The following is a 13305-nucleotide window of genomic DNA, read 5'->3' as shown; positions in this document are numbered from 1 at the left end:
GTCCGGAGCTCCGCCGGTTCGGGGCCGCGGGGCCACCGGTCGGCCGGCCCGCCCGGCCGGGGAAGCCGGGGCGACCCGTAACCCGGTGAGCGGCCCGGTGTTGGTAGCGGTGGGGCCCGCACTCCGCACCCGGAGCCCCCGGCCCGCCGACCCCCGTCGACGCCTCGCCCCCCACCACCGCACGAGGACCCCCATGCACACGCCCCCCGCGCCGTCCGACCGCACCGACCCACCGCTCCCGCACCAGGACCGCAGACCGCCCGGCACCGCCCGCTTCCGGGGCGGCGCACCCTGCCCGCTGGAACAGCCCGACCCCCACCGGGCGGCCCAGGCGGCGGCCTGCGAGAACCTCCTGCGCTGCTGGGTACGGGAGTCCGCCCTCTCCCCACCGGACGGTGACGTCCTGCGGATCCCGCTGCCCGCGAGCGGCACGACCCTGCTCGTCCCGGTGCTGTACTGGTCCCCGACCGGCACGCACCGCTTCGGATCGCCCCGCCCGGCCGGCGCCCCGGACTCCGCCCCGCCCCTGGACGCCGTCGCACTGGCCGCGCTCCTCGCCGGGGAGCACGCCGCCGGCGCGGAACCGGCGCGCGCGGCGGACGTCGACAGCACCGGCCTCACCTCGCGCGTCGCCGACTCCGTCCGCCGGGTCGCCGCCTTCGTCACCGCCCGGCGCCGGAACCCCGACGACCACCCGGACCCGTTCCTCGCCGCCGAGCAGGCCCTCGTCCTCGGGCATCCGCTGCATCCGGCCCCGAAGAGCCGGGAGGGCCTCTCCGACGCCGAGGCCGAGCGGTACTCGCCCGAACTGCGCGGCTCCTTCCCGCTGCACTGGCTCGCCCTCGCCCCCGCGCTGCTGGCCACCGACTCCGCCTGGACCGAGCGCGGGCGCCCCGTCGCCGCACCCCGCCTGACCGAACGGCTCGCCGGCCCCGGCCTCCGCCTGCCCGACGGATACGCGGCCCTGCCCGTCCACCCCTGGCAACTGGGCCGGCTCCGCCACCGCCCGGACGTCGCCGGACTGCTGGACGCCGGACTGCTCCGCGACCTCGGCGGCCACGGCGAACCCTGGCATCCCACCTCCTCCGTGCGGACCGTGCACCGCACCGGCGCCCCGGCCATGCTCAAGCTGTCGCTGGCCCTGCGCATCACCAACTCCCGCCGGGAGAACCTGCGCAAGGAACTCCACCGGGGTGTCGAGGTGCACCGGCTGCTGCGCACCGGACTGTCCCGGCAGTGGCGGGCCGCGCACCCCGGCTTCGACATCGTCCGCGACCCGGCCTGGCTCGCCGTGCAGGGCCCCGGCGGCGATCCGGTGCCCGGACTGGACCTGATGATCCGGCACAACCCGTTCGGACCGCGCGACGACGTCGCCTGCGTCGCCGGACTGCTCTCGCCGCGTCCCCGCCCCGGCGGAACCATGCGGTCCCGGCTCGCCGGGATCGTCCTCCGCCTCGCCCTCCGGACGGGGCGCCCGCCCGGGGCCGTCGCCGCCGAGTGGTTCCTGCGCTACCTCGAACAGGTGGTGCGGCCCGTGCTCTGGCTGGACGCGGCGGCCGGCATCGCCCTGGAGGCCCACCAGCAGAACACGCTGGTCCTGCTGGACACCGACGGATGGCCCGCGGGCGGCCGCTACCGGGACAACCAGGGCTACTACTTCCGCGCGTCGCGGCGCGCCGAACTCGACGCCCGGCTGCCCGGCATCGGCGGGCACAGCGACACCTTCGTCCCCGACCCGGTCACCGACGAACGCTTCGCCTACTACCTGGGCGTCAACAACGTCCTCGGACTGATCGGCGCCCTCGGCTCCCAGCGTCTGGCCGACGAACGGCTGCTGCTCGCCGCCTTCCGCCGGTTCCTCACCGAGGCGGCCGCCGGACCGGCCGGCACCCGCGGCACGCTGCCCGCGCTCCTGCTGGACTCACCCGTCCTGCGCTGCAAGGCCAATCTGCTGACGCGGCTGCACGGCCTCGACGAGCTCGTCGGCCCGGTCGACACCCAGTCCGTCTACGTCACCATCGCCAACCCGCTGCACCCGTGACCGTCCGCGACCCCGCCGGCTGGGGCCCGGCCACGACGCCCGCGGGTCCCTTCCGGCTCGTCCCGGTCCGCGCCGGCCGGGACCTCCCCCTGCTCACCCGGTGGATGAACGACCCGGCCGTCGCCGCCTTCTGGGAACTGGCCGGACCTCCCGCCCTGACCGCCGACCACGTCCGGGCCCAGCTCACCGGAGACGGTCACAGCGTCCCGTACCTGGGTCTGCTCGGCGGTACGCCCATGAGCTACTGGGAGGTCTACCGCGCCGACCTCGACCCGCTGGCCCGCCACTACCCGGCCCGGCCGCACGACACCGGACTCCACGTGCTCATCGGTCCGGCCGGCGACCGGGGCCGGGGCCTCGGAGGCGTCCTGCTCAGGACCGTCGCCGACCTCGCCCTCGACCACCGGCCCGCCTCGTCCCGGGTCGTCGCGGAGCCCGACCTGCGCAACACCGCCTCCGTCGCCGCGTTCCTCAAGGCGGGCTTCCGCTTCTCCGCCGAGGCCGACCTGCCGGCCAAGCGGGCCGCCCTCATGATCAGGGACCGGTCCCTGCGCCACGTGCTGTAGCGCTCCCCCGCGCGAGCCCGGCACGCCCCTTCCCGCCCCGATCCAGGAGAGCCCGTCTTGATCACATCCCCCTCCCTCGCCGTGAGCGCACGAATGTCAGTGCCGGGTCGTAGGGTGGTCGCGCTATGACGAAGCCCTCACTCCCCGAACTCCTGCACGCCGCCGTCGCCGCCGTCGGCGGCACGGAGCGTCCCGGCCAGGTGACCATGGCCGAAGCCGTCGCCGAGGCGATCGACGACGGCACCCATCTGCTGGTCCAGGCCGGCACCGGCACCGGCAAGTCCCTGGGCTACCTGGTGCCCGCCCTCGCGCACGGGGAGCGTGTGGTGGTGGCGACGGCCACCCTGGCCCTGCAGCGCCAGCTCGTGGAGCGGGACCTGCCGCGCACGGTGGACTCACTGCATCCGCTGCTGCGCCGCCGCCCGGAGTTCGCGATGCTCAAGGGCCGCTCCAACTACCTGTGCCTGCACCGGCTGCACGAGGGCGTGCCGCAGGACGAGGAGGAGGGGCTGTTCGACCAGTTCGAGGCGGCGGCCCCCACCAGCAGACTGGGCCAGGACCTGCTGCGCCTGCGTGACTGGTCGGACGAGACGGAGACCGGCGACCGGGACGACCTCACGCCGGGCGTGTCCGACCGGGCCTGGTCGCAGGTGTCGGTGTCGTCGCGGGAGTGCCTCGGCGCCACGAAGTGCGCGTACGGCGCCGAGTGCTTCGCCGAGTCCGCCCGGGAGCGCGCCAAGCTCGCCGAGGTGGTCGTCACCAACCACGCCCTGCTGGCGATCGACGCCATCGAGGGCGCCCCCGTGCTCCCGCAGCACGAGGTGCTCATCGTCGACGAGGCCCACGAGCTGGTCTCCCGGGTCACCGGTGTCGCCACCGGGGAGCTCACCCCCGGGCAGGTCAACCGGGCGGTGCGGCGCGCGGCGAAGCTGGTCGACGAGAAGGCCGCGGACCAGCTCCAGACCGCCGCCGAAGGGTTCGAGCGGCTGATGGAGCTGGCCCTGCCGGGCCGCCTGGAGGAGATCCCGGAGGACCTCGGCTACGCGCTCATGGCGCTGCGCGACGCGTGCCGGACCGTCATCTCCGCGATCGGCGGCACCCGCGACAAGTCCGTCCAGGACGAGGACGCGGTCCGCAAGCAGGCACTGGCCTCCGTGGAGGGCGTGCACGACGTGGCGGAGCGGATCACCAACGGCTCCGAGTGGGACGTCGTCTGGTACGAGCGCCACGACCGCTTCGGGGCGTCGCTGCGGGTCGCGCCCATGTCCGTGTCGGGCCTGCTGCGCGAGAAGCTCTTCACCGACCGCTCCGTCGTCCTGACGTCCGCGACGCTGAAGCTGGGCGGCGACTTCAACGGCGTGGGCGCGTCGCTGGGGCTCGGCCCCGAGGGGACCGAGGGCGACGACCTGCCGCAGTGGAAGGGCGTGGACGTCGGCTCGCCGTTCGACTACCCCAGGCAGGGCATCCTGTACGTCGCGAAGCACCTGGCCCGCCCGGCCCGTGACGGGGACCGCGCCGACATGCTGGACGAGCTCACGGAGCTGATCCAGGCGGCGGGTGGCCGCACCCTGGGCCTGTTCTCCTCCATGCGGGCCGCGCAGCTGGCCGCCGAGGAGCTGCGCTCGCGCATCCCGGAGTTCCCGATCCTCCTCCAGGGCGAGGAGACGCTCGGCGAGCTGATCAAGAACTTCGCGGCCGATCCGCGGACGTGTCTGTTCGGCACGCTGTCGCTCTGGCAGGGCGTCGACGTGCCGGGCCCCAGCTGTCAGCTGGTGGTCATGGACAAGATCCCCTTCCCGCGTCCGGACGATCCCCTGATGAGCGCCCGCCAGAAGGCCGTGGAGGAGGCGGGCGGCAACGGGTTCATGGCGGTCGCCGCGACCCACGCCGCGCTGCTCATGGCGCAGGGAGCCGGCCGTCTCGTCCGGGCGTCGGGGGACCGGGGCGTGGTGGCCGTACTGGACCAGCGGCTGGCCACCGCCCGCTACGGGAGTTATCTGAAGGCCTCACTGCCCGACTTCTGGTACACCACGGACCGCAATCAGGTCAGGAAGTCGCTGGCCGCCATCGATGCGGCGGCCGTGCGGGCGGAGACCGAGGAGGAGGAGGCCCGCGAGCAGGAGCGGGCCGGGGCGGAGTGACGGTGGTGGGGCGCCGGGTCACGGGCGGCGCCCCACCGTCCGGTGGCGTCCGCAGGGCGGTCCGGACAGCACAGGACCCCGGAACCGGCGCAGGGGTTCCGGGGTCCGGTCAGGGAGCGGGGCCGAGGCCGGTCCCGCGCTGAGCTCAGACGCGGCGCAGTACGGCCACCACCTTGCCGAGAATGGTCGCGTCGTCGCCGGGGATCGGCTCGTAGGCGGAGTTATGCGGCAGCAGCCACACATGGCCGTCCTCACGCTTGAAGCGCTTGACGGTCGCCTCGCCGTCGAGCATGGCCGCCACGATGTCGCCGTTCTCCGCGACCGGCTGGCGGCGGACCGTGACCCAGTCCCCGTCGCAGATCGCGGCCTCGATCATGGAGTCGCCCACGACCTTCAGCACGAACAGCTCACCGTCGCCGACCAGCTGCCGGGGCAGCGGGAAGACGTCCTCCACGGACTCCTCGGCGAGGATCGGGCCACCGGCGGCGATCCGGCCGACGAGCGGTACGTAGGAGGCGGCCGGCTTGCCGGCGGTGTCGGTGGGCTGCACGGAGGCGGCCTGGTCGGAGCCGCGCACCTCGTACGCCCGGGGGCGGTGCGGGTCGCGGCGCAGGAAGCCCTTGCGCTCCAGCGCCATGAGCTGGTGGGCCACCGAGGAGGTGCTGGAGAGTCCCACCGCCTGGCCGATCTCGCGCATCGACGGCGGGTAGCCCCGTCGCTGCACCGAGTCCCTGATGACCTCGATCACCCGGCGCTGGCGGTCGGTGAGCCCGGAGCTGTCCGCCCGGATGCCGGGAGGTCGGCCCGGCAGGGAGCGCTTGGGCCCCTCGGGGTGCACGGTCTCGTTGATCGCGTGCACCGGCTCGAGCCGGCTCTGGGAGCGGTCCTGGGCAGTGATGGCGGCACTGTCTGCGGTGGTGGTCACGTCGGCCCCTCTCGATGGTCTCCCTGCAGCACAACGGTAGTTGCTTTCGAAAGGTTGCGCCAAACACACGTTCGAGTGAAAAAACGCGAATTGGGGTACACGATCTCTCGTCGAGGTGTATTGGTCGCCACGCTTCGGCCGGACAAACAGGCCTATTGTTGTACTCTTCACCGCCGAGGCGATGACCTTCCGGGTTGTCCGCCACAGTCTGCCATCGGGCGCCCCCGCGAGCGGGAAGCGGCCCCCGCTTCCGCGCCGAGTCGCACCCCTCCTCCCCGCCGGAGGCGCGGGATCTCCTCGTCGCGCGGCGTCCCGTTCCGGTGCGTACGCGACACGCGTGCAGAGCGTGAATGTATGAGCCAATCCCCACATCTAGTGGTTGGATTGCGGCAGCGGCCCAGAAGTTGTGGTCCCCCGGGTCTTCGAGCCCTCCGCGATCGCCTATGCTGGTGCTGCTTCGTGAGGCCCCTGAGGGCCCGCGAGGTCATCGAGTCTGCTGTGAGGAGGGTTGGGAGTTCATGCACTGCCCCTTCTGCAGGCACCCCGACAGCCGTGTCGTCGACAGCCGTACCACCGACGACGGCACGTCGATCCGCAGGCGCCGCCAGTGTCCGGACTGCTCCCGCCGGTTCACCACCGTGGAGACGTGTTCGCTCATGGTGGTCAAACGGTCCGGAGTCACCGAACCGTTCAGCCGCACCAAGGTCATCAACGGTGTGCGCAAGGCCTGCCAGGGGCGGCCCGTCACCGAGGACGCCCTCGCCCAGCTCGGCCAGCGGGTCGAGGAGGCGGTACGGGCCACCGGAAGCGCCGAGCTGACCACCCACGACGTGGGGCTGGCCATACTCGGTCCGTTGCAGGAACTCGACCTCGTCGCCTACCTGCGGTTCGCGTCCGTCTACCGGGCGTTCGACTCGCTGGACGACTTCGAGGCCGCGATCGCGGAACTCCGGCGGGCGGAGCGGCCCGCCGAGGGCGACGGGGACGGCGTCGGGGCCGTTCCGGGGAGCCAGGAAGACGACAGCGGGTCCGCGGGAACTGCCCAGGTTCCCCGGCCCGCTCCCGCCGCCGGCTGACCGGCGGGCCGGTCCCGGGCGTGAGGTCACGGGAACGGCCGGGCGGCGGCGATGAGAGGACGCGTTGCGGGCAGGTGAGTGGTGCCCGCAGCACCAGACAGAACACCGTGCCACGGGAACAATCGGGGCACTTCAGGGCGTTTTCGCCCGTACCAGGGAGGCGGCATGACAGAGACGGCGAGCGGTCCGGCACGGAGTTCCCGCGCCAAGGGCAACAAGACCGGCAAGGGGCTGCGGGTCGAGCGCATCCACACCACCCCGGGAGTCCACCCCTACGACGAGGTGGCCTGGGAGCGCCGTGACGTCGTCATGACCAACTGGCGCGACGGCTCGGTCAACTTCGAGCAGCGCGGCGTGGAGTTCCCCGACTTCTGGTCGGTGAACGCGGTCAACATCGTGACCAGCAAGTACTTCCGCGGTGCCGTGGGCACCCCGCAGCGCGAGACCGGCCTCAAGCAGCTGATCGACCGCATCGTGAAGACGTACCGGAAGGCCGGTGAGGACTACAAGTACTTCGCCTCGCCCGCCGACGCCGAGATCTTCGAGCACGAGCTGGCGTACGCCCTCCTGCACCAGATCTTCAGCTTCAACAGCCCCGTGTGGTTCAACGTGGGCACGCCCCAGCCGCAGCAGGTCTCCGCCTGCTTCATCCTGTCCGTCGACGACTCCATGGAGTCGATCCTCGACTGGTACAAGGAAGAGGGCATGATCTTCAAGGGCGGCTCCGGCGCCGGCCTGAACCTCTCCCGCATCCGCTCCTCCAAGGAGCTGCTCTCCTCCGGCGGCAACGCCTCCGGCCCGGTCTCCTTCATGCGCGGAGCCGACGCCTCCGCCGGCACGATCAAGTCCGGGGGCGCCACCCGCCGCGCCGCCAAGATGGTCGTCCTGGACGTCGACCACCCGGACATCGAGGACTTCGTCGAGACGAAGGTCAAGGAGGAGGAGAAGATCCGCGTCCTGCGCGACGCGGGCTTCGACATGGACCTGGGCGGCGACGACATCGCCTCCGTCCAGTACCAGAACGCCAACAACTCGGTCCGCGTCAACGACGAGTTCATGCGGGCGGTCGAGCAGGGCGGCAAGTTCGGCCTGCGCGCCCGGATGACCGGCGAGGTCATCGAGGAGGTCGACGCCAAGGTCCTCTTCCGCAAGATCGCCGAAGCCGCGTGGGCCTGCGCCGACCCGGGCATCCAGTACGACGGTGTCATCAACAACTGGCACACCTGCCCCGAGTCCGGCCGGATCACCGCGTCGAACCCGTGCAGCGAGTACATGCACCTGGACAACACGTCCTGCAACCTGGCCTCGCTGAACCTGATGAAGTTCCTCAAGGACGACGGCCTGGGCAACCAGTCCTTCGAGGCCGAGCGCTTCCAGAAGGTCGTCGAGCTGGTCATCACCGCGATGGACATCTCGATCTGCTTCGCGGACTTCCCGACCGAGAAGATCGGTGAGAACACCCGCGCGTTCCGCCAGCTCGGCATCGGCTACGCCAACCTCGGCGCCCTGCTGATGGCGACCGGCCACGCCTACGACTCCGACGGCGGCCGCTCCCTGGCCGGTGCCATCACCTCCCTGATGACCGGCACGGCGTACCGGCGCTCCGCCGAGCTCGCCGCGATCGTCGGCCCTTACGACGGCTACGCCCGCAACGCCGACGCCCACCAGCGCGTCATGAAGCAGCACGCCGACGCCAACGGCACGGCCGTGCGCATGGACGACCTGGACACCCCGGTGTGGGCCGCGGCCACCGAGGCCTGGCAGGACGTGATCCGCGTCGGCGAGAAGAACGGCTTCCGCAACGCCCAGGCGTCGGTGCTCGCCCCGACCGGCACCATCGGTCTGGCGATGTCCTGCGACACCACCGGTGTCGAGCCGGACCTGGCGCTGGTCAAGTTCAAGAAGCTCGTCGGCGGCGGCTCCATGCAGATCGTCAACGGCACCGTCCCGCAGGCCCTGCGCCGCCTGGGCTACCAGGAGGAGCAGATCGAGGCGATCGTCGCCCACATCGCCGAGAACGGCAACGTGATCGACGCGCCCGGCCTCAAGCCGGAGCACTACGAGGTCTTCGACTGCGCCATGGGCGAGCGCGCCATCTCCCCGATGGGCCACGTCCGCATGATGGCCGCGATCCAGCCCTGGATCTCCGGCGCCATCTCCAAGACGGTCAACATGCCGGAGTCGGCGACCGTCGAGGAGGTCGAGGAGATCTACTTCGAGGCCTGGAAGCTCGGCGTCAAGGCGCTCGCGATCTACCGCGACAACTGCAAGGTCGGCCAGCCGCTCTCCGCGAAGACCAAGGAGAAGGAGAAGGCCGAGGTCACCGAGAAGGCCGAGGAGACGATCCGCGCCGCGGTCGAGAAGGTGGTCGAGTACCGCCCGGTCCGCAAGCGCCTCCCCAAGGGCCGTCCCGGCATCACCACCTCCTTCACCGTCGGTGGCGCCGAGGGCTACATGACCGCCAACTCCTACCCGGACGACGGTCTCGGTGAGGTCTTCCTGAAGATGTCCAAGCAGGGTTCCACCCTCGCCGGCATGATGGACGCCTTCTCCATCGCCGTCTCCGTGGGCCTCCAGTACGGCGTGCCGCTGGAGACCTACGTCTCGAAGTTCACCAACATGCGCTTCGAGCCGGCCGGTATGACGGATGACCCGGACGTGCGGATGGCGCAGTCGATCGTCGACTACATCTTCCGCCGCCTGGCGCTGGACTTCCTGCCCTTCGAGACGCGCTCCGCGCTCGGCATCCACTCCGCCGAGGAGCGTCAGCGTCACCTGGAGACCGGTTCGTACGAGCCGACCGACGACGAGCTGGACGTCGAGGGCCTGGCCCAGTCGGCGCCGCTGGCCCAGGAACTGAAGGCGGTCGCCGCGCCGAAGACCGAGCCGGTGGCGGCCGCGCCCGCCCCGAAGCAGGCCCACACCAGCGCCGAGCTGGTCGAGATGCAGCTGGGCATCCAGGCGGACGCCCCGCTGTGCTTCTCGTGCGGTACGAAGATGCAGCGGGCCGGTTCCTGCTACATCTGCGAGGGCTGCGGCTCGACGAGCGGCTGCAGCTGACACCGGTCACAGTCCGGGCGTGACGGCGCCCGGCCAGGGCGGTGGGGCCGGTTTCCGGCGCCACCGCCCTCGGCGTGTCCGCCGCTGAGGGCGACGCCGCGACCGAGGCGGGTCGGGACCGGGTCCGCGGGTCCTGCCTCGCCGTCACCGACCGTGCGGACCGGTGCGGCGTGGCCCGGGAGGGCCTCGCGGCCGGGGACCGTCGGATGGTGTGGCGGGCGGACTCCATGGCGCCCGAACTCGATCTGCGCGCCTTCCGCGACGGGCGGCCGTGAGCGGGGGACCCGCGGGCTGTCCGTGTGCCCGCCGCGGGTGGGCGCACCGGACCTCCGGCACCCCGGTCCGCGGCATGCGGCCGCCCGGCCCGGGCCCGCCGGGCCCGGGCCTTCGCGCCGTCAGGCCCGGCGGGCGGTTCCCATCGCGCGGGAGAAGTCCACCGGGTCGCCGTCGAAGCCCTGGACACCGGGGCGGAACTCCCACGGGCCCGACCCTTCGCGGACGAACTCCGCGACCGTCGCCGCCGTGGCGCCCGGGACACCGCCGAAGTCGTCCTCGGCCAGGACCGTGTACCCCTCGCGGATGCGCAGACCCGGGTTGCCCACGTCGGAGAAGGTCCGCCGCGTCCGGTGCTGCTGTATCACCACCCCGACCACCACGCGCGCGTACCGCTCGTCGAGCCGGTGCAGCTCCAGCGTCATGACCTCGTCGTAGCCGAAGCCCTGACCGTCCTTGCTGTCCCGGTTGAGGATGATGGTGCCGTCGGGAGAGCGACTGTCGAAGTGCACCACGTAGGCGGGATCACCGTGGGGGTCGCCCGCCGGATAGGGCGCGGCGACGAGGTCCAGGTCGGTGGAGGGTTCACCCGACGGACTCGGGTCCCACCGCAATGCGATCTCGACCTTTCCGAAGCCCTTGCTGAGGCCGTTCACCAGTCTTCCCCTTCCCGTGACCGTCCTGCCCGGCTCACCCCAACTGCCGGGCGTTCGTGGCAGGTTGTCCATCCTGCCATGCGCGCGACGACAGGCGTCGCGAAGCAGTCCCGCCGAGGGTGACCGACGCCACGCCCCGGGGCCTTACGATGGCGCGGTGCTGGTCAAGTGGATTCGCTGCACCGTGGTGGACCGCCGCGGGTTCGAGCGGGGGCAGCGGAAGTGGGCGGGGCTTCTGGGGGAGCCGGGGTTTCGGGGGCAGGGCGGGGGCTGGAGCCGGGGACGGCCTGACGTGGCGCACATCTTCTCCTTCTGGGAGAGCCGCGCCTTCTACGACTCCTTCATGGCGCGCTCCCACGACCGGCTCGCCTCGACCCAGTCGGGCACCTTCAAGGACGCCCAGGTCAGGCTCTTCGACCACCGTTTCGACGTGAAGACCGGATTCGAGCCGCGCTTCACCGACGCCGACCTGCTCCGGGTGGCCCTGTGCCGGGTCCACGAGGAGCGGGCGGAACACTTCGTGCTGATGCAGGAGAAGGTCTGGAACCCGGCGATGGCCGGCTCGCCCGGCATGGTCCGGGGGCTGTTCGGCGAGGCGCCCGGGCACGAGTTCCTGGTGCTGTCGATGTGGCGCTCGGCCGCCGAGCACGGCAAGTACCGCACCGAGCGGATCGAGCGGCTCGCCCTGCGCGCGCAGACGGAGGCCGACGTGGCGGCCCTGGCGGGAGACGTCGTCGACATGGAAGCGGCCTGGACGGTCTGAACCCGGGAAGCGGACGGCGCGCCCCCGGTGCGGGTGGGCCGGGTCACTCCCGGAGTGTGCACGGTGTGGAGCATGTGTGACATACGCCGTACGGGGCCCGCACGAGTTGCCCGTGGGGACGTGACCCGATCTAGGGTCTTGGCATGGCACGACCACGGCGCATCGTCCTTGTCCGGCACGGCGAGTCGACGGGCAATGTCGATGACTCCGTCTACGAACGCGAACCCGACCACGCCCTCGCCCTCACCGAGCGGGGCCGGCGGCAGGCCGAGGAGACGGGGGAGCGGCTGCGCACCCTGTTCGGCCAGGAGCGCGTCAGCGTCTACGTCTCCCCGTACCGGCGGACGCACCAGACACTGAGCGCCTTCCGGTTCGACCCCGCACAGATACGCGTGCGCGAGGAACCGCGGCTGCGCGAGCAGGACTGGGGGAACTGGCAGGACCGCGAGGACGTACGCCTGCAGAAGGCGTACCGGGACGCGTACGGGCACTTCTACTACCGCTTCGCCCAGGGTGAGTCCGGAGCCGACGTCTACGACCGGGTCGGCGGTTTCCTCGAAAGCCTCTTCCGCAGCTTCGAGGCCCCGGACCATCCGCCGAACGTCCTGATCGTCACCCACGGGCTGGCCATGCGGCTGTTCTGCATGCGGTGGTTCCACTGGTCGGTGGCGGAGTTCGAGTCGCTGTCGAACCCGGGGAACGCCGAGATGCGGATGCTCGTTCTGGGGGAGAACGGCAAGTACACCCTCGACCGGCCCTTCGAACGCTGGCGCGAACCGGAACCGTACGGGATCACCGGATAGACACGGGGGCACGGATAGAGTGGCAGGGCGATGACCGCTGATTCCTCTTCCGCCGGGCGCCTGGAGCGCGCCCTGGCCAGCCTGCGCGGACTGTCCGTGGGGGACGCGCTCGGCTCCCAGTTCTTCGTGCCCGTGAACTACCCGCTGCTCAAGCGCCGGGAGCTGCCCCCGGGTGAGTGGCAGTGGACCGACGACACCGAGATGGCGTGCTCCGTGGTCGCCGTCCTGGCCGCGCACCACCGGATCGACCAGGACGCCCTGGCGCGTTCCTTCGCCGACCACCACGACTTCGACCGGGGATACGGTCCCGCGGTCAACCGGCTGCTGCGCCTGGTCCGCGAGGGAGGGGACTGGCGTGAGCTGTCCGCCGCGCTCTTCGACGGGCAGGGGTCCTGGGGCAACGGCGCCGCGATGCGGATCGCCCCGCTGGGCGCCTGGTACGCGGACGACCCGGAGCAGGCCACCCACCAGGCGGAGATCTCCGCCTACCCCACCCACCAGCACCGTGAGGCCGTGGTCGGCGCCATGGCGGTCGCCGCGGCCGCCGCGCTCGCCGCCGCGCCGGGCGGACCGCCCGCCCCGGACGCCCTGCTCGACGGGGTGATCGCACTGGTGCCGGCGAGGAGTGCCGTCGGCGCGGGTCTGCGCCGGGGCCGGGACATGCTCGACTACGCCGACGCGGCGACCGTCGCGGCCGTGCTGGGCTGCGGACGGCGTACCACGGCCCACGACACGGTGCCCTTCGCGCTCTGGTCGGCGGCCCGGTCCCTCGGTGACTACGAGCGGGCCTTCTGGACGACCGCGCAGGTGGGCGGGGACGTCGACACGACCTGCGCGATCGTCGGAGGGGTGGTCGCCGCGGGCAAGGCGGGGGCGCCGCCCGCCGAATGGGCGGGCCGGGTCGAGCCGCTGCCGGAGTGGACGCGGGCCGCCTTCTGAGTCCCCGAGCACCGGACCGGGACGCTCCGTGTGTCCCGGGAACCCTCCGTGACCGACCGGTC

The 13305-nt window shown here is 72.1% G+C and carries 11 protein-coding genes; 9 read left to right on the top strand and 2 right to left on the bottom strand.

The window, feature by feature from the left end:
* The first annotated feature begins 193 nt into the window (after positions 1-193).
* The 3 genes from IE118_RS13550 to IE118_RS13540 all read left to right on the top strand — a co-directional run bounded on the left by IE118_RS13550 (position 194) and on the right by IE118_RS13540 (position 4748).
* Positions 194-2041: an IucA/IucC family protein gene (locus tag IE118_RS13550; RefSeq protein WP_189558068.1), complete on the top strand. Its 1848-nt coding sequence runs from the start codon at positions 194-196 to the stop codon at positions 2039-2041.
* Positions 1936-2607 carry a GNAT family N-acetyltransferase gene (locus IE118_RS13545; protein WP_189558172.1) on the top strand — a complete coding sequence of 224 codons (672 nt, stop codon included), beginning with the start codon at positions 1936-1938 and terminating at the stop codon, positions 2605-2607. Before IE118_RS13550 ends, IE118_RS13545 begins: the two co-directional genes overlap by 106 nt.
* A 125-nt stretch (positions 2608-2732) precedes the next feature.
* The gene (locus IE118_RS13540; RefSeq protein ID WP_189558067.1) at positions 2733-4748 is read left to right on the top strand and encodes an ATP-dependent DNA helicase; all 2016 of its coding nucleotides are present in this window, start codon (positions 2733-2735) and stop codon (positions 4746-4748) included.
* 145 nt (positions 4749-4893) lie between these two features.
* Here IE118_RS13540 and lexA read toward each other — a convergent pair whose 3' ends face one another.
* Complete coding sequence (lexA, locus tag IE118_RS13535) at positions 4894-5673, bottom strand: transcriptional repressor LexA (protein WP_189558066.1); 780 nt, start codon at positions 5671-5673, stop codon at positions 4894-4896.
* Between the two features lie 518 nt (positions 5674-6191).
* Here lexA and nrdR point away from each other — a divergent pair.
* The 3 genes from nrdR to IE118_RS13520 all read left to right on the top strand — a co-directional run bounded on the left by nrdR (position 6192) and on the right by IE118_RS13520 (position 10084).
* Entirely contained in the window at positions 6192-6749 is a 558-nt protein-coding gene (nrdR, locus tag IE118_RS13530) for a transcriptional regulator NrdR (protein WP_189558065.1), read from the top strand.
* A gap of 165 nt (positions 6750-6914) precedes the next feature.
* Positions 6915-9809, top strand: coding sequence for a vitamin B12-dependent ribonucleotide reductase (locus IE118_RS13525; protein WP_189558063.1), 2895 nt, complete (start codon positions 6915-6917; stop codon positions 9807-9809).
* Between the two features lie 74 nt (positions 9810-9883).
* Positions 9884-10084 (top strand): hypothetical protein, encoded by a 201-nt coding sequence (locus tag IE118_RS13520; RefSeq protein WP_189558061.1) that lies wholly within the window; start codon positions 9884-9886, stop codon positions 10082-10084.
* 120 nt (positions 10085-10204) lie between these two features.
* Here the strand turns inward: IE118_RS13520 and IE118_RS13515 are convergent, their stop codons facing one another.
* On the bottom strand, positions 10205-10738 hold the full coding sequence (locus tag IE118_RS13515; RefSeq protein WP_189558059.1) for a TerD family protein: 534 nt from the start codon (positions 10736-10738) through the stop codon (positions 10205-10207).
* 157 nt (positions 10739-10895) lie between these two features.
* On the opposite strand from IE118_RS13515, the gene IE118_RS13510 reads away from it, so the two are divergent.
* The 3 genes from IE118_RS13510 to IE118_RS13500 all read left to right on the top strand — a co-directional run bounded on the left by IE118_RS13510 (position 10896) and on the right by IE118_RS13500 (position 13243).
* Entirely contained in the window at positions 10896-11501 is a 606-nt protein-coding gene (locus IE118_RS13510) for a YdbC family protein (protein WP_189558057.1), read from the top strand.
* 143 nt (positions 11502-11644) lie between these two features.
* A complete protein-coding gene (locus tag IE118_RS13505) occupies positions 11645-12304 on the top strand; it encodes a histidine phosphatase family protein (protein WP_189558056.1) in 660 nt (219 codons plus the stop codon).
* 30 nt (positions 12305-12334) lie between these two features.
* Positions 12335-13243, top strand: a complete 909-nt coding sequence (locus IE118_RS13500; protein ID WP_189558054.1) for an ADP-ribosylglycohydrolase family protein — start codon at positions 12335-12337, stop codon at positions 13241-13243.
* Positions 13244-13305 lie beyond the last annotated feature (62 nt).

Origin of the sequence: Streptomyces pilosus (assembly GCF_014649835.1) — a bacterium.
GTDB classification, from domain to species: domain Bacteria; phylum Actinomycetota; class Actinomycetes; order Streptomycetales; family Streptomycetaceae; genus Streptomyces; species Streptomyces pilosus.
This window is presented reverse-complemented; position numbering and strand designations above follow the sequence as displayed.

Coding starts and splice junctions, on each gene's coding strand:
- IE118_RS13550 (WP_189558068.1), top strand. CDS start 194: ATGCACACGCCCCCCGCGCCGTCCGACCGCACCGACCCACCGCTCCCG.
- IE118_RS13540 (WP_189558067.1), top strand. CDS start 2,733: ATGACGAAGCCCTCACTCCCCGAACTCCTGCACGCCGCCGTCGCCGCC.
- nrdR (WP_189558065.1), top strand. CDS start 6,192: ATGCACTGCCCCTTCTGCAGGCACCCCGACAGCCGTGTCGTCGACAGC.
- IE118_RS13525 (WP_189558063.1), top strand. CDS start 6,915: ATGACAGAGACGGCGAGCGGTCCGGCACGGAGTTCCCGCGCCAAGGGC.
- IE118_RS13505 (WP_189558056.1), top strand. CDS start 11,645: ATGGCACGACCACGGCGCATCGTCCTTGTCCGGCACGGCGAGTCGACG.
- IE118_RS13500 (WP_189558054.1), top strand. CDS start 12,335: ATGACCGCTGATTCCTCTTCCGCCGGGCGCCTGGAGCGCGCCCTGGCC.